This window comes from Ensifer sp. 38_S197, from assembly GCF_056924495.1.
In genome coordinates this window covers 1004685-1018481 of sequence record NZ_JBXOVZ010000002.1, presented here as the reverse complement: position 1 = coordinate 1018481, position 13797 = coordinate 1004685, and the positions used below count along the sequence as shown (strand labels likewise).

The window sequence follows — 13797 nt, the reverse complement described above, 5'->3', positions numbered from 1 at the left end:
AAAGGCAGCGGCGCGCATCCCGCCGACCGCTGCAGTGCCGCACATCTCGCGGGATGTGGAAAGGTCGCTGCAGCATTTTGAAGTGCGGCGGGATGCGCGAATGGTACGGATTAGCGGCCGTAGACGGCGGCGTGAATCTGCGAACGGGACAGACCGATATCGCTCAGTGCATGGTCGTCGAGAGCATTCAGCTCGCGGATCGCACGGCGGGTCTTCGCATATTCCATGATCTTCTGACGGATCTTCATCTTTAACACTCCTTACTTGAACGGACGTTAGATAGGCATTTGCCTAAATTTTGTGTACCGCCGCGATTGCAAGTTAGGCATGCGCCAGACGCGTAGCCGGTTAACGAATATTTGCCGCATTCGTCAGCGGCAATGAGATCGCGAAGCCAATGATTCGCACCGGAAATCCGGGCGAAATTCACCTGCCGCAAGCAATCACAAATATAGCAGAAAACGTTAGCCAGCCTGCAGTCAGGAAGGCGCTAAATGCGGCGGCAGGGTCAAGCATAGGCTATAACAGGTCAGAAATGAGGCATTTCCAGACCTTGCTCGCCCGTTGGACCGAGGTACGGCGAGAGGGGCGATGAGCCGCCATCCTCCCTTCGTGTCACCGGACGCGAGGGCACTCGTCCAGCGCGTGCCCTCCCTTCAGAGGTTTCTTGAACCGGTGGAACGGCTTGGTTCAGAGAACACCGCGCATCGGATGCGCCTTGTAGGTGCCGAGGATACGCACCTTCTCGGAGAAGAAGCGAAGTTCATCCATGGCGTGACGCACGCCGATATCGTCCGGATGCCCTTCGATGTCGGCATAGAACTGCGTGGCCACGAACTTGCCGCCGAGCTGATAGCTCTCGAGCTTCGTCATATTGATGCCATTGGTCGCGAAACCGCCCATCGCCTTGTAGAGTGCGGCCGGGATGTTGCGGACATTGAAGACGAAGGTGGTGATGATCAGCTCGTCGTCGCTGCTGCGCGCGATGCGCTGTTCTTCGCGGGAAAGCACGACGAAGCGGGTGACGTTGCTTTCGGTATCCTCGACGTTCTCGGCGATGATCTCCAGGCCATAGAGGTCGGCGGCAAGCCGCGGCGCAAGCGCGGCCATTGAGCGGTCGCCTTTTTCGGAGACGAGCTTTGCCGCACCGGCTGTGTCGCCGGCGACAACCGGCTTCCAGCCATTGGAGCGCACGATCTTGCGGCACTGGCCGAGCGCGTGGATGTGGCTGTGCACCGTGCGGATTTCATCCCGCGTCACGCCAGGCAGCACCATCAACTGGAAGCGGATCGGCATGAAATATTCGCCGACGATGTGCAGCCGCGATTCCGGCAAGAGGTGATGGATGTCGGCGACGCGGCCGGCGATCGTATTCTCGATCGGGATCATCGCGAGGTCGGCGTCACCGTTCTCGACTGCGACGAAGGCATCCTCGAAGGTCTGGCAGGGCAACGGCTCCATCGACGGGAACATGTCGCGGCAGGCCATGTCGGAATTGGCGCCGTAGTCGCCCTGGAAGGAAATCCTGTTGGTCTTGACGGTCACGGTGGCTTCCTTCTCAGGCTTATTCGGAGTGGCGGGCGGAAAGGATACGGCGGGCTTTTTCCAGCTCCACCGGCGTGTCGACGCCGAGTGGAACCGAATCGACGATCTCGACATCGATGCGCATGCCGGCTTCGAGGGCGCGTAGCTGCTCGAGCGATTCGCGGCGCTCCAAGGTGGAGGGTTGAAGCGCGACGAAGCGCTCCAGCGCCCGGCGGCGATAGGCATAGAGGCCGATATGATGATAAAGCGGGCCCTGACCATAGGGCGCGGTCGCGCGGGTAAAATAAAGTGCGCGCAGCCGCGATTCGCTAAGCGGCGAGCCGACGACCTTGACAATGTTCGGGTTGGTCTTTTCGCCCTCTTCGGTGATTGGCACCGTCAACGTCGCGATATCGGTGCCGGGGTTTTCAAGCGGGTTCAACGCGGCGCGGATCGATGCGGGCTCGACCGTCGGCAGATCACCCTGCACGTTGATGACAATCTCGGCTTCGCCGTCCGGATCGGCCTTCAGCAGCGCCTCATAGATCCGGTCGGAACCGGACTGGTGGTCGATGCGGGTCATCATCGCTTCGAAGCCGGCCGCGCGCACCACGTCGAAGACCTGTTGATCGTCGACGGCGACGACGACCCGGCCGACATCCGCTTCCTTGGCGCGGGTGGCAACCTGAACGATCATCGGCAGGCCGCAAATATCGGCGAGCGGCTTTCCGGGCAGGCGTGTCGAGGCCATGCGCGCCGGAATGAGCACGATAGCTTTACCTGAATTTTCGCGATTCATGATCTGGCCTTCAAAAACCCCGCTGAAAGTGTCAATAAGTCTCAGTTAGGGGCCGATAATCACTGTTGCAACGCAGAGCCAAAAGACATAGGTTCCGCGCGATTTCAAGATAGGCCGGGTTTTTGTTTGCGCCGGTGGCAAAGGGAGCGTTTGCAGATGAATTCATATGTGAACATGGGCGTGGGTGCCTTTCTGGGGACGGTCTTCGTTCTGATGTCCGTGTCCATTGCATCGGAAGGCATTTTCCATTCCGAAGCTCCCGAGAAGGAAGGCTTCACGATCGTCGCCGAAGAAGGCACGGCTGAAGCCAATGCCGGCGGTGGCGGCGAAGAAGCCGAAGTCGATATCAAGCCGCTGCTCCTCAAGGCCGATGCATCTGCCGGTGCTGCCGTGTTCAAGAAGTGCGCAAGCTGTCACACCGCCGAGAAGGGCGGCCCGAACAAGGTCGGACCGAACCTCTGGGGCGTCGTCAACCGTCCGATCGCCTCGCATGAGGGCTTCAGCTACTCGGCCGGCATGAAGACCTTCTCCGAAGGTGGCAAGGTCAACTGGGACTACGACCACCTCAGCTTCTTCATCGAAGCCCCGAAGAAGCATGTTCCGGGCACCGCCATGGGCTTTGCCGGTCTGAAGAAGCCGGATGAGCGCGCCAACCTGATCGCCTGGCTGCGCGAGCAGGCCGATTCTCCGGCTCCGCTGCCGGATGCTGCTGGCGGCGCTGCCGAAGGCCAGGCCGCTCCGGCTACAGAATCCAAGCCTGCCGAGGGCCAGCCGGCACCGGCGCAATAAGCTGCGCGGCTGGAAACAGTTCAAAAGGCCCGGCCCGCGCCGGGCCTTTTTGCATTGCAGGACACGGCAACGTCATGCTCCTAAGCGAGATGGCGAGGATTTCGCTCCTCCCGAGGAAACACACTCCCGAATTTCCTGAGCAGTTACACCAGTAGATAGGCCCATACCGAAACGCTGATGACGCCGAGCGCGGTCGTCAATGTGATCGTCGAGGAGGCGAGCGCGTGGCCGACGTTGAAATGGTTGGCGATCAGCCAGGCGTTTACGCCTGTCGGAACCGCCGATGTCAGCACCAGCGCCGTCGTCCAGTTGTCGTTGAGACCAAGCAGGTGACAACTGGTGAAGACGACCCCCGGCATGATGAGGAGCTTCAGAACACTCGTAAAGGAGGCAAGGCCGAGATTGCCGGCAAGGCCGTACTTGTCGAGCGCCATGCCGATCGAGACCAGCGCCGCCGGTGCCGCCATCGCGGCAAGCTGGTCGACGACGGTCTTCACCGGTCCGCCGAGCGGCTGGCCGATGAGATGAAAGGCAGCGCCGCAAGCAAGCCCGATGACCAGCGGATTGCGCACCAAATTGCGGCCGACGCCGGCGAGAAGCTGCAACGGGTTTTGCCCTGGCTTGCCGCTCGTGCGGCGCTCGGCACGCTCCATCAGCAGCGTGCCGGCGATCATCATCACAGGCAGATGGACGGACAGCAGGATCGAAATCGCGACAATGCCCTCCTCGCCGACGATGCGCGAGACCAGCGGCAGACCGATGAACACGGTGTTGGCGAAGGCCGAGGAGACGCCGGCCAATACGCCCATGCGCGCATCGCGGCCGAAAATGAGCATCGCCGCCAGATGCCCGACCGTCCAGGTCACCGCGACGCCGGAGAAATAGGCGACCCAAAGCGGCCACGGCGAACCGTCCTTGAAATCGGCCTCCGCAATCGTGCGGAACAGCAGAATGGGAACCGCGACGCGAAAGACGAAGTCCCCGAGCGCCTCGCCGACAGCCGGTTTCAGATAGCCTGACCGAACCAAAAGCCAGCCGGCAAGGATCAGAATGAAGATGGGCAGGACGTTCTGGAAAATGTCGGACATGCGCGGGCCTTGGGATGGGACTGCCAGCAATAACCGGGTTCACGCCAGGATCGCAAGCGCGCGGCGGCAGCCGTTTTGAAGGGAACCTTCGCAAGACCGCAGGCGTTCGGGAAGAGCATGAGGAAGGTGCCATGCCGCCAGAGAAGCCCATTTATGCCCACAGGGACGACGATCCGCATCTCACGGATGACGCGCTCGCCGACAAGGTGCGGCGTTTCATCGGCTATGCGACGATGATCGACACCAGCGCAGTCTCCGTGATGGCACTCGGCGAGATCGTGGTGTTGACCGGTGTGGTGGCGAGTGAGGCGGACGTCATCTGTGCCGGCGATGCGGCAGCATCGGTGGCCGGCGTTGCCAGCGTCGAGAACCGGCTGACCGCGAGGCCGGACACGGCAGACTAAGTCGAAAGCCACCCCCCCTGTCCGCATTCCCCAGGACAACTTTCGGGCGAAACGCTATCGATCCATCCGCAGACACATATTTCGATCGATTCGAACGGAAGTTGGAAATGGGACTGAGGGCCAGGGCTTTCGGGTGATTGCGCAGCTAGGTTGTCGAAACCTGGCCTCGATGCTAAACACGTCGACGTTTGATCGACGAATAACATTTCGGATGACCGCATGAGGACCGACGAGTCAGCAACCAGGTAGGCCGCAACAACGGTTGAAAAGTTGTTGCGGCGTCTGTCGGCTCATACTTCCAAGATCGATGAAGTGGCAGATCGCCGCCGAATGTTCCCCATTTGCGCGGATGTTTCATCATGCCCGATCATAACCCACCCACCTGGTCCTACAGGCTGCCGGCGGCGCTGCTGCTGATGGCGCCCTTTGATATCCTGGCGTCACTCGCCATGGACATCTACCTGCCCGTCGTGCCTCAGATGCCTCGTATTCTCGGCACATCGCCGGCAATCGTCCAATTGACGCTCAGCCTCTACATGCTCATGCTTGGCTTCGGACAAGTTCTCTTCGGCCCGCTGTCCGACCGCCTCGGCCGCCGTCCGGTGCTTCTCGGTGGCGCGACTTTATTTGCACTGACGTCGTTGCTGCTGGCACTCACCACCTCGGCGCCGGTCTTCGTGACACTCCGGCTCGTCCAAGCGGCGGGCGCCTCGGCGGCGCTGGTCGCGACTTTCGCGACGGTGCGGGACGTCTACGGCGGCCGTCCGGAAGGCGTCACCATCTACGGCCTCTTCAGCGCCATGCTCTCCTTCGTTCCGGCGCTCGGACCGATTGCCGGCGCGCTGATATCAGGCGCCTTCGGCTGGCAGGCGATCTTCCTGACGCTCGGCGTGCTCGGCCTTGCGGCGCTCGGCCAGGCGCTGCCGCGCTGGTCGGAAACCCGGCCTGTTCCCTCCGGCAACGGGAGGCCCAGCTTCGCGCCTGTTCTCGGGAGCGGCGCATTCTGGACCTATACGCTCGGCTTCAGCACGGCGATGGGCGCGTTCTTCGTGTTCTTCTCGACCGCGCCGCGCCTGCTCATCGATCGCGCCGGCTATTCGCAGTTCGGCTTCAGCCTGGCCTTTGCGAGTGCGGCCGTGGTGATGATCCTGACCACGCGCTTCGCCAAGGGCTTCGTCGCCCGTTACGGGATCGCGGGCTGCCTCATGCGCGGCATGGCCGTGATTATGCTCGGAGCGCTGTTGCTGGCCGCCGGCGAAGCTCTCACCACCCCCTCGTTCGCAAGCTTCGTGCTGCCCATGTGGGTGATCGCCATAGGCATTGTCATGACCGCCTCGGTAACCGCGAACGGTGCGCTGAAGGCCTTCGACGCGATTGCCGGAACGGCGGTGGCGCTCTACTTCTGCGTCCAAAGCCTGATCGTCGCCCTCGTCGGCACCGGCGCCGTGCTGCTTCTCAGGGGCGATACCGCCTGGCCGCTCGTCGGCTATTGCCTGGTCATGCCCACAGTCACGCTGCTGGCGCTGGCGCTCCTGAACCGGCGTGAAAGGCAATAGCTCAACGTGCCTCCCGGAGCGGTTGCCCGCTCCGGGAGGCATTCAGCCGACCGGCCCGGCGGCTGCCGGAGAGACGAGAAGATGCCCCTTGACCTCGCCCCTGGGGCAGGCCCCAGACTTGTCCCATGACCGAATCTTATTTCCTCGCAGGCCGCTTCGGCGCCGCCACAAGACTGTCGCCGAAGGCGCTCCGGCTCTATGCCGAGCAGGGCCTGCTCGTGCCCGCCCATGTCGATCCCTCGACCGGCTATCGCTACTACGCCGCCGAGCAAGCGGGCCGCGCCCGGCTGATCGCAAGACTGCGGCAATTGGGTCTGCCGATCGCCCGGATCGCGCGCCTGATCGAGCTTCAGCCCGAGGTGCGCCTCATTGAACTGCGCGCCTGGCTGGCGGTGCAGGCCAAACGGATCGAGGAACAGAGCGAACTGGTAGAGGCGATCGCCAGGCAACCGAACGGCGGCGACGATCCGCTGTTGAGAGACGTTCGTATCCGCGACGTCGCGCCTTCGAAGGTTGTCTATCGTCAGGGCCACGTGACGGTCGATGTGCTCGAAGCCTTCACGGAAAGTGCCGAAGCGGAGATCCGGAGCTACCTTGCACAATGCGGCATGGACGACGGCGGACCGATGACGCTGCATTTCCACGAACCCGTCAATCATGACGGTAGAGGCCTCGTCGAGGTCGCGATGGGCTATACCGGCAGCCTGGAACCTTCAGGCGATCTGCGCATCCGCCTTCAACCGGCAGCGCGCGAGGCGTACCTTCCCGTATCCGAGCCGTTCGAGACCTTTCCGGCAGTGCTTCGCATCTATGACGCGATCGAGGCCTGGTTCGACCAGAGCGACGATCTGAGCTGCTTCGGCAGCCCTTACGAAATTTATCCGGGCAGTGGCGGCGCCCGTTTCGATGTCGCCTATCCCCTCGTGCCCTAAGACAAACCGCTTCACCCGCTCCTGTATCGATCAAGGGTTCCATCCCATGCAGCACGTTCCCTATGTGGGCTCCGGCCCCTATTGCTACGCCAATTCCTTCGCCATGATGTTCGGCACGGAAGCACCCTCAACCGCGGCCATCGAGTTCGCCACCGGCAGCCCCTTCGGCATGCAGCTCATCGGCGGCGCGCTGCCGTTCTTCGACCCCTATGGCTGGGACCCGGAAGCCGGGTTCGACGGCGCGCTGGCCGCACTCGGCTGGACCTCGCAGGTCAGCAAGGGGGACGATGCCGAGGACGCGCTTTCTCGCCTCCGCTCGGCGTTGAAGGATGGCCCGGTCTGGGTCGGTCCGGTGGAAATGGGACATCTCCGCCATCAGCCCGGCATGACCGGGCCGATCGAGGCCGACCACTATGTCGTGGTTCTCGCGCTCGATGAGAAGCGGGTGCTCATGCACGACCCGCAGGGTTATCCCTATGCCTCGCTGCCGATCGCTGACTTCATGGCGGCCTGGAGCGCGAAGACGCTCAGCTATGGCTGCTCTTTTACGTTGCGGTCAGGCTTCTCTCGCGTGGCGGAGGTTTCGGAAGCAGACGCGATCCGGGCCTCGGTACCGGCCGCGATCCATTGGCTATCGATGGTGACGGACCGGCCGGTGCCGCCTGAAAGCCTCGGCAACGCCGAAGCGGCCGAAGCGCTGGCAGCGCGGATCGAGGACGGCTGCGACCGGGGCCTGCGGGCCCATCTGATCCACTTCGCCGTTCGCGTCGGCGCCCGCCGTGCGGCCGATGCAGCGACCTGCCTCGGGCGGATCGGCTTTGCCCAGTCTGCCGCCATTTTGGGCGAACAGGCGCAACTCATCGGCGCGCTGCAATACCCGCTGGTCTTGCGCAGGGACGCGGAAGCCGCGGAAATCCTGCGCCGGCTGGCGCCGACCTACGATCGGCTGCTCGACGCCCTGCAAGGCGGAGACTGACCCCTCGGACGGCGGCCGGAGACGGAGAACCGCTTCGCACTTTTCCTGGAATTGCATTTGAAGCTACGCAATTCCGGACGGAAAACCGCATCGCACTTTTCCTGGAATTGCTCCATTTGAAGCGACGCAATTCCGGACGGAAAACCGCTTCGCACTTTTCCTGGAATTGCATTTGAAGCGACGCAATTCCGGACGGAAAACCGCTTCGCACTTTTCCTGGAATTGCATTTGAAGCGACGCAATTCCGGACGGAAAACCGCTTCGCACTTTTCCTGGAATTGCTCTAGGCGATAAGCTCGGAGAAGCTCTTCGGCCGCTCGGCCTTGGTACCGCGCACGGCCGCGTAGTGAAGGCCGACGACACCGTTGTCGTAGTGTTCGCTGCCGACGAGCTGCAGTTCGTTCTTTTCCCTGAGCCGGGCGAACCACAGTTCACCCGGCGAAACGACGGGATAGACGAAGAAGTGATAGCGATCGACCAGCCCGAGGCCGATCACCGTCTGTGCCAGGCTGGCGCCGCCGGAGAGATGGATATCGGCGCCAGGCGCAGCCTTCAGGTCCGTCAGGTAGCGGACGAGCGCCGCGTCGTCGGCAGCCACGACCTGCTCGGCATTGTGCCAGGGGCTGATCGCATGCTCGCCGGTGCGGGAGAACACGAGCTTGCGGTAGTCGTGCATGCGTCTGGCCATGGTGCGATTGGTCTCTCCGCTTGCCTCATCCTCAAGCGCGCCCGGCCAATAACCGACCATCTCCTCATAGGTGGTGCGGCCGACGAGCACCGTGTCGTAGCCGGCATAGAGCCGGTCGATCGCCCGGTATTGCGCGTCGACCACCGTGCCCATCCAGGCGAGCGGATCGTCCAGGCGGCCATTAAGCGTCGTCATCATCTGCAGGACGATGTTGCGCATGTCATCGCCTCCTCAATGGGTTTGTTCGACGAGGCGGGCCAGCTGCTCCGCCACCGTTCCCCAGCCGTCGTGGAAGCCCATCTCCTCGTGCATGTCGCGATCGGCCTTGCTCCGGTGCATCACGTGGGCGGTATATTGTGTTCCGGCCGGATGATCGCTGAGCGTGATGATGGCCGTCATGAAGGCATTTTCCGCCGGCCGCCAGCCGGCGACCAACGTGTCCGTGAAGACGATGCGTGAGAGTTCGTCCACGGCGAGGAAGCACGCATTGATATGCGGCACGAAGTCGCCGCCGCCTTCGCTGATCCGGGTCACGAAGCTGCCGCCGGGCTTGAGATCCATGTCGATCACCTTGCATAGTGCCGGTGCCGGGACCCACCATTGCTCAAGCCGGGTCCGATCGGTCCAGGCGCGCCAGACGGTCGCGCGCGGCGCCTTGATGATACGCGCCATCGTCAGGTCGAGTTCGGGGTCTGGGGAGCGGGTCATGTCATTTCTCCTCGTGTTCAGTGACGAATTTTTCCAGCCGATCGGCACGGCCTTCCCACAGTGCGCGCTGCGCCGAGAGCCAGGTCTCGACCACGGCGAACTGCGCCTTCTCGATGGCGCAGGTGCGCACCCGGCCTTGCTTGTGCGTGCGGATCAGGCCGCTGTCTTCCAGGTAATGGATGTGCTTCATGAAGGATGGCAGCGCCATGTCGAAGGGGCGGGCGAGATCACTGATGCTCGCCGGGCCGCCACCAAGCCGCGCCAGCACGGCGCGCCGGGTCGGGTCGGCGAGCGCCTGAAAGATCACGTCCAATCGCTCTGAATACTGTTCCATAAGGCTAAGTATCACGAGCAAACACTTAGCGCAATGGCTAACCATTGAAGTTCGACCCGACAGGCTCCGGGCCAATTTATCACACGCGCCGTACCGTCGACCGCAGGTCGAGAGCCGAGAGCCGAGACCGTTTCCCCATTGCCGCAGATATGTTTTACTTGCTGCACTTTGCGAGATCGACACGGGTCAGGGGCCAAAGCTCGAATGATGCGTTTTCTTATATTCGCGGTCGCCGCGCTCATCGCATTCGACGGGAATGCGGCAGAGCAGAACTTCCCCGCCGATGGCGGTCTGATCTATTTCAACATGCCGACCGGCAACATCGGTTGCCAATACACGCCAGCCGGCGGCTCCGATGTCTATACCCCCGAGGACGGCGGCCCGGAACTTGGCTGCGACCGCATCGAACCGACCTATCAGAGGTTCATTCTGGGAAAGGCGGGCAAGGCCCGACGCTTCCAGAACGCCGGCGATACAGCATGCTGCGACGGCTCACATATCCTGAGCTACGGCAACAGCTGGAAGAAGGGGCCGTTTAGCTGTCGGTCCAGCAAAACGGGGCTTAGCTGCGTGCGCAGTGACGGCCACGGTTTTTATATCAGTCGATCGAAGACCGACGTCTATTAGAGCGACGACGGGAAAGGCACATACGGTTTGCCGCGCGCCGCTGACTTCTGAAGGACGGCCAGGGCGAGGTTTGGTCGCAAGGCGCTCAAGCGTTAATGAGGTCCGCAACGGCCCGCCGCAGCACGCGGGCTCGATCCCGGCAGAAGATCAGCGTTCTCCGATCTCCTGCAGAAAACTCTCCAGCACGCTACGGCTCTGTGCCAGCTTTTCCGCCTTCTCTTCCACGAGGCGAATCTGTTGGCGCAGGGTAACGCGCAGTTCGTCGCAGGGCTCAAAGATCGGACCTTCGCCGCGCACGCAGGGCAGGAACTGCAGTATCGTCGCAAGGGTCATGCCACCGGCACCCAGGAGCTTGATGCGCTCGACGGTTCTCACCTCCGCCAGATCATAGTCGCGATAGCCGCTTTCGGTGCGCTCTGGCTTCAAAAGCCCCTCGGCCTCGTAGTAACGCAGCATCCTTATGCTGACGCCGGTCCGTTTCGACAGCTCGCCTATTTTCATTCCGTTCCCTTCGCTGCGCCTTGACTCTGACAGCGCTGTCAGACCTTAGACCTTTTGGCTCCCTCATGTGAACACACCCAGGAGCAAGAATATGCCCAACGAAACAAGCCTCTATCCCGCAGCGCTCAACGGGCGACCGGCCAGCGCAGCCGACCTGATGCCCCTGGCCTTTGCCGGCTTCGCACACTTCACTGCGATCCAGGTCCGGGACCGAAAGATCAGAGGCCTGGACCTGCATCTGAAGCGCCTTGACAAGGCCTCGTTCGCCTTCTTCGGCCGCGCATTGCCCGACGAGGATCTGCGCGCCCATATCAGGCAGGCGATCGACGCCGGTCCCGCGGACCAGTCGCTGACGGTCACGGTCTTTTCGCCGCACGGCGAATTCACAACCGGCAGCATGGATGTGGAGCCCGCGGTTCTGGTGCGGACCGCAGCCCCTTCGAATGGCCCGACCGGGCCGCTGCGGCTCGCGGTGGTGGAACATGAGCGGCCGCTTGCCAATTTCAAGCATGTCGGCGAATCCGGAAAAACCTACTATCTGCATCAGGCCGTGCGCGACGGCTTCGACGACGCCGCCTTCATCGACCGGCACGGGCGCCTCAGCGAAGCAACGATCTGGAATCTCGTCTTCTGGGACGGCGAAGCGGTCATCTGGCCCAAGGCCGAGATGTTGACCGGCACGATGATGGGTACGGTTCAGCGGCGGCTCGAGCGCCTCGGTGTGCCGCAGCACCACGAGGAGATCACCCTTAGCCGGCTCAAGGGATTTTCCGGTGCGGCGGTCATGAATTCGTGGACACCGGGTATCGCGGTCAGCGCCATTGGTTCTACGGCAATGCCGGAGGCAAAGGCGTTTCTGGATCTGTTGCATCAGGCGCACGCGGCGGAACCGGCGGAATCCGTTTCGTAACCATGCCATAGCCTTGCTACGGGTCAGGCCTCGATATCGCCGTTGCGAATGGCGACTTTGACGGCTTGGGCGGTGGTTGCGGCGATCCAGCCAGCATCGACAGCCTCGCCGTCACCGAACCGATCACCTTCGATCCAGTGGATCCGCTCGACCACGTCGCCGCGCGCCGAGGAGGCGAAGAACAGGACGAAGCGCGCGGCCCTCGATGGCGAAGGCAGCGCGGAATGCGGCATCGACCGAGACCATGCTCACCCTGCCGCCACCTCCTTCAGGAGTGCTGCGGCTGCGAGCTTCCCGAGCGCGTTGCCGGCAAGCGGACTGTCGCCGGTCAGCATCTTGCGATCCTGGTACGTCGCGCCAGAAATGTCCTTGTTCACGATCTCGAAGCCAATCCCCTTCAGCTTCTCGCCGAACTTCCAGGTCAAGTGACCGGGCATATAGCCGATGTCGGGGGTCTTGGCGTCGAGATCGTCGGGGAAAGCGCAGATCTTGTAACCGGCAAAGATCGGACTGTCGCCGACTGCGAGAAGGGCCGCCGGCCCATGACAGAGCGAGATCATGAATTTGTCCCTGGCCACGGCCCATTCGAGCACGGCCTTGACGTCCCTGCTTTCCGGCAGACCGATCAGCGCTCCATGGCCGCCGGGAACGAACACGCCGATATAGTCGGAGTCATCCCCCAGCGCCGTCTCGATCACATCGGAAAGCTTGAGCGGCTTCTTGAATTGATCGCGATACTTCGCAAAGAAACCCTTCACCTCCTTGTCCTCGGACGGCATCGCCCAGAACTCGAACTTGACCGGGTTGCCCGACAGCGTTGCGACGTCGAAGGAAAAGCCGGCCTTGTCGAGGTGGTACATCGGCAGAAGCGTTTCCAGCGGGTGGTTCCCGGTCGAGAACATCGTACCGTTATCGGTCAACAGATACCGCTCATCCGCCCCGATCATCAGAATCTTCCAGCGTCCGCCTTTGTAGGGGTTCGGATAGTCCGCACCGCTCAAGTCGGACTTCGGCGATGTGAACTGGCTCAGCGAATAGGGAGAGGGAAAGTACGCATTGTCCTCGGCGGGGTCCGGGGTCGGGCGCTTGTCGTCGGATTGCGGGTTGGCCATGACATCCTCCGTCGTTCGCACTTGATCACGGTCCAAATTAAGGGACCGGTTTCCGAAAACAATGAGGGATTTCCCGCAATGAAAGAAGTACGCCCGCGGCCGAGGGTCGATCCGGCCGGATGGCAGTGGCGAGGCGTTCTTCTCACCGCTTGCGGGCGACGATATAGGGACGGTTGTCGTTACCCTTCGTCGCGTGGCTTTCAATCTTCAGAATCTCGAAACCAGCGGCCGTCATCTCTTGGCTCAGTTCGATCTGCCTGAAAATTCCGGCATAGGGCGCTTTTCCGAGTGCCCGCATCGCCGGCAACAACGCCAAACGGATCAGCGGGTTCATCTCTCCGACACAGGGTGTCTTGGAGATGAACAGTCCCCTCGAGGCAAGCAGGGCGTGGATGTTGCCAAGCGTGCCCGAGAGGTCGCGCACGAGATGGAGATAGTTGAAGCCCAGAACCGCATCGTATTGCACGCGCTCGGCGGCAAGCGCTTCGGCCGTCGCGATGCGGAAGGCGACGTTCGGCACCAGGTCGACGCCGTACCTCTCGCTCGCAATTGCGATCATCGCGGCGGAAAAATCGGTCGCAAGATAGTCCCGCACATCGCCGGCGAGGCGAAACGCCGTCGTCCCCGTGCCGCAACCGAGCTCCAGCACACGGTCATCGGGCAGAAGCAGGGCGCGGGTGCGGTCGAGCGTGCGCTCATATCCGGCCGGGTCCGCGATCGCGCCCTTGGCGTATCGCCGCGACGTCCGGTCCCAGAAACGTGCGTCGCTCGCGGTGCTCATGTTGCCTGCTCCCCAGATCGCGAACACATCTCCTCGACACCGTGGTCAAAGCCGGGGCCATGCCGGAC

The 13797-nt window shown here is 62.4% G+C and carries 18 protein-coding genes; 7 read left to right on the top strand and 11 right to left on the bottom strand.

Annotated elements, in window-relative coordinates; translation table 11 throughout:
• Nucleotides 1-110: 110 nt before the first annotated feature.
• The 3 genes from AC1Z3V_RS18020 to AC1Z3V_RS18010 all read right to left on the bottom strand — a co-directional run bounded on the left by AC1Z3V_RS18020 (nt 111) and on the right by AC1Z3V_RS18010 (nt 2323).
• Entirely contained in the window at nt 111-248 is a 138-nt protein-coding gene (locus tag AC1Z3V_RS18020; protein WP_173515153.1) for a DUF1127 domain-containing protein, read from the bottom strand.
• A gap of 442 nt (nt 249-690) precedes the next feature.
• Nucleotides 691-1545: a prephenate dehydratase gene (locus AC1Z3V_RS18015; RefSeq protein WP_429810725.1), complete on the bottom strand. Its 855-nt coding sequence runs from the start codon at nt 1543-1545 to the stop codon at nt 691-693.
• A gap of 19 nt (nt 1546-1564) precedes the next feature.
• Nucleotides 1565-2323, bottom strand: a complete 759-nt coding sequence (locus tag AC1Z3V_RS18010) for a 3-deoxy-manno-octulosonate cytidylyltransferase (protein ID WP_483500808.1) — start codon at nt 2321-2323, stop codon at nt 1565-1567.
• A gap of 156 nt (nt 2324-2479) precedes the next feature.
• On the opposite strand from AC1Z3V_RS18010, the gene AC1Z3V_RS18005 reads away from it, so the two are divergent.
• Nucleotides 2480-3112 (top strand): c-type cytochrome, encoded by a 633-nt coding sequence (locus tag AC1Z3V_RS18005; protein WP_429810723.1) that lies wholly within the window; start codon nt 2480-2482, stop codon nt 3110-3112.
• A 143-nt stretch (nt 3113-3255) separates the two neighbouring features.
• Here AC1Z3V_RS18005 and AC1Z3V_RS18000 read toward each other — a convergent pair whose 3' ends face one another.
• Nucleotides 3256-4200 carry an AEC family transporter gene (locus AC1Z3V_RS18000; RefSeq protein WP_483500806.1) on the bottom strand — a complete coding sequence of 315 codons (945 nt, stop codon included), beginning with the start codon at nt 4198-4200 and terminating at the stop codon, nt 3256-3258.
• Nucleotides 4201-4331: 131 nt separating this feature from the next.
• Between AC1Z3V_RS18000 and AC1Z3V_RS17995 the strand changes: the two genes are divergently transcribed.
• The 4 genes from AC1Z3V_RS17995 to AC1Z3V_RS17980 all read left to right on the top strand — a co-directional run bounded on the left by AC1Z3V_RS17995 (nt 4332) and on the right by AC1Z3V_RS17980 (nt 8068).
• Complete coding sequence (locus AC1Z3V_RS17995; RefSeq protein WP_429810721.1) at nt 4332-4604, top strand: BON domain-containing protein; 273 nt, start codon at nt 4332-4334, stop codon at nt 4602-4604.
• A gap of 359 nt (nt 4605-4963) precedes the next feature.
• Nucleotides 4964-6160: a CmlA/FloR family chloramphenicol efflux MFS transporter gene (gene cml, locus AC1Z3V_RS17990; RefSeq protein WP_483500804.1), complete on the top strand. Its 1197-nt coding sequence runs from the start codon at nt 4964-4966 to the stop codon at nt 6158-6160.
• Between the two features lie 125 nt (nt 6161-6285).
• Nucleotides 6286-7092 carry a MerR family transcriptional regulator gene (locus tag AC1Z3V_RS17985; RefSeq protein WP_483500802.1) on the top strand — a complete coding sequence of 269 codons (807 nt, stop codon included), beginning with the start codon at nt 6286-6288 and terminating at the stop codon, nt 7090-7092.
• A 46-nt stretch (nt 7093-7138) separates the two neighbouring features.
• Nucleotides 7139-8068 (top strand): hypothetical protein, encoded by a 930-nt coding sequence (locus tag AC1Z3V_RS17980; RefSeq protein ID WP_483500800.1) that lies wholly within the window; start codon nt 7139-7141, stop codon nt 8066-8068.
• A 283-nt stretch (nt 8069-8351) separates the two neighbouring features.
• Here the strand turns inward: AC1Z3V_RS17980 and AC1Z3V_RS17975 are convergent, their stop codons facing one another.
• Genes AC1Z3V_RS17975 through AC1Z3V_RS17965 form a run of 3 tightly spaced genes read right to left on the bottom strand, consistent with a single transcriptional unit; the run spans nt 8352 to nt 9798 of the window.
• Nucleotides 8352-8975 carry a dihydrofolate reductase family protein gene (locus tag AC1Z3V_RS17975; RefSeq protein ID WP_483500798.1) on the bottom strand — a complete coding sequence of 208 codons (624 nt, stop codon included), beginning with the start codon at nt 8973-8975 and terminating at the stop codon, nt 8352-8354.
• A 12-nt stretch (nt 8976-8987) separates the two neighbouring features.
• The gene (locus tag AC1Z3V_RS17970) at nt 8988-9464 is read right to left on the bottom strand and encodes an SRPBCC family protein (protein ID WP_483500796.1); all 477 of its coding nucleotides are present in this window, start codon (nt 9462-9464) and stop codon (nt 8988-8990) included.
• Nucleotide 9465: 1 nt separating this feature from the next.
• Nucleotides 9466-9798 carry an ArsR/SmtB family transcription factor gene (locus AC1Z3V_RS17965; protein ID WP_483500794.1) on the bottom strand — a complete coding sequence of 111 codons (333 nt, stop codon included), beginning with the start codon at nt 9796-9798 and terminating at the stop codon, nt 9466-9468.
• Between the two features lie 204 nt (nt 9799-10002).
• Between AC1Z3V_RS17965 and AC1Z3V_RS17960 the strand changes: the two genes are divergently transcribed.
• Entirely contained in the window at nt 10003-10425 is a 423-nt protein-coding gene (locus AC1Z3V_RS17960; RefSeq protein WP_483500792.1) for a DUF6636 domain-containing protein, read from the top strand.
• Nucleotides 10426-10572: 147 nt separating this feature from the next.
• On the opposite strand, the gene AC1Z3V_RS17955 is transcribed toward AC1Z3V_RS17960, so the two are convergent.
• On the bottom strand, nt 10573-10926 hold the full coding sequence (locus tag AC1Z3V_RS17955) for a MerR family transcriptional regulator (protein WP_483500790.1): 354 nt from the start codon (nt 10924-10926) through the stop codon (nt 10573-10575).
• Nucleotides 10927-11017: 91 nt separating this feature from the next.
• On the opposite strand from AC1Z3V_RS17955, the gene AC1Z3V_RS17950 reads away from it, so the two are divergent.
• Complete coding sequence (locus AC1Z3V_RS17950) at nt 11018-11836, top strand: aminotransferase class IV family protein (protein ID WP_483500789.1); 819 nt, start codon at nt 11018-11020, stop codon at nt 11834-11836.
• 23 nt (nt 11837-11859) lie between these two features.
• Here AC1Z3V_RS17950 and AC1Z3V_RS17945 read toward each other — a convergent pair whose 3' ends face one another.
• From AC1Z3V_RS17945 to AC1Z3V_RS17935, 3 genes are all read right to left on the bottom strand, one after another.
• A complete protein-coding gene (locus tag AC1Z3V_RS17945) occupies nt 11860-12069 on the bottom strand; it encodes a hypothetical protein (RefSeq protein ID WP_483500788.1) in 210 nt (69 codons plus the stop codon).
• 15 nt (nt 12070-12084) lie between these two features.
• The gene (gene hchA / locus AC1Z3V_RS17940; RefSeq protein ID WP_483500786.1) at nt 12085-12948 is read right to left on the bottom strand and encodes a glyoxalase III HchA; all 864 of its coding nucleotides are present in this window, start codon (nt 12946-12948) and stop codon (nt 12085-12087) included.
• A 142-nt stretch (nt 12949-13090) separates the two neighbouring features.
• Nucleotides 13091-13729 carry a class I SAM-dependent methyltransferase gene (locus AC1Z3V_RS17935; protein ID WP_483500784.1) on the bottom strand — a complete coding sequence of 213 codons (639 nt, stop codon included), beginning with the start codon at nt 13727-13729 and terminating at the stop codon, nt 13091-13093.
• Nucleotides 13730-13797: the final 68 nt, after the last annotated feature.

Bases quoted from the DNA above. Each gene is read 5' to 3' on its own strand.
- AC1Z3V_RS18020 (WP_173515153.1), bottom strand. From the start codon at position 248: ATGAAGATCCGTCAGAAGATCATGGAATATGCGAAGACCCGCCGTGCG.
- AC1Z3V_RS18010 (WP_483500808.1), bottom strand. From the start codon at position 2,323: ATGAATCGCGAAAATTCAGGTAAAGCTATCGTGCTCATTCCGGCGCGC.
- AC1Z3V_RS18005 (WP_429810723.1), top strand. From the start codon at position 2,480: ATGAATTCATATGTGAACATGGGCGTGGGTGCCTTTCTGGGGACGGTC.
- AC1Z3V_RS18000 (WP_483500806.1), bottom strand. From the start codon at position 4,200: ATGTCCGACATTTTCCAGAACGTCCTGCCCATCTTCATTCTGATCCTT.
- AC1Z3V_RS17995 (WP_429810721.1), top strand. From the start codon at position 4,332: ATGCCGCCAGAGAAGCCCATTTATGCCCACAGGGACGACGATCCGCAT.
- cml (WP_483500804.1), top strand. From the start codon at position 4,964: ATGCCCGATCATAACCCACCCACCTGGTCCTACAGGCTGCCGGCGGCG.
- AC1Z3V_RS17985 (WP_483500802.1), top strand. From the start codon at position 6,286: ATGACCGAATCTTATTTCCTCGCAGGCCGCTTCGGCGCCGCCACAAGA.
- AC1Z3V_RS17980 (WP_483500800.1), top strand. From the start codon at position 7,139: ATGCAGCACGTTCCCTATGTGGGCTCCGGCCCCTATTGCTACGCCAAT.
- AC1Z3V_RS17975 (WP_483500798.1), bottom strand. From the start codon at position 8,975: ATGCGCAACATCGTCCTGCAGATGATGACGACGCTTAATGGCCGCCTG.
- AC1Z3V_RS17970 (WP_483500796.1), bottom strand. From the start codon at position 9,464: ATGACCCGCTCCCCAGACCCCGAACTCGACCTGACGATGGCGCGTATC.
- AC1Z3V_RS17965 (WP_483500794.1), bottom strand. From the start codon at position 9,798: ATGGAACAGTATTCAGAGCGATTGGACGTGATCTTTCAGGCGCTCGCC.
- AC1Z3V_RS17960 (WP_483500792.1), top strand. From the start codon at position 10,003: ATGATGCGTTTTCTTATATTCGCGGTCGCCGCGCTCATCGCATTCGAC.
- AC1Z3V_RS17955 (WP_483500790.1), bottom strand. From the start codon at position 10,926: ATGAAAATAGGCGAGCTGTCGAAACGGACCGGCGTCAGCATAAGGATG.
- AC1Z3V_RS17950 (WP_483500789.1), top strand. From the start codon at position 11,018: ATGCCCAACGAAACAAGCCTCTATCCCGCAGCGCTCAACGGGCGACCG.
- AC1Z3V_RS17945 (WP_483500788.1), bottom strand. From the start codon at position 12,069: ATGCCGCATTCCGCGCTGCCTTCGCCATCGAGGGCCGCGCGCTTCGTC.
- hchA (WP_483500786.1), bottom strand. From the start codon at position 12,948: ATGGCCAACCCGCAATCCGACGACAAGCGCCCGACCCCGGACCCCGCC.
- AC1Z3V_RS17935 (WP_483500784.1), bottom strand. From the start codon at position 13,729: ATGAGCACCGCGAGCGACGCACGTTTCTGGGACCGGACGTCGCGGCGA.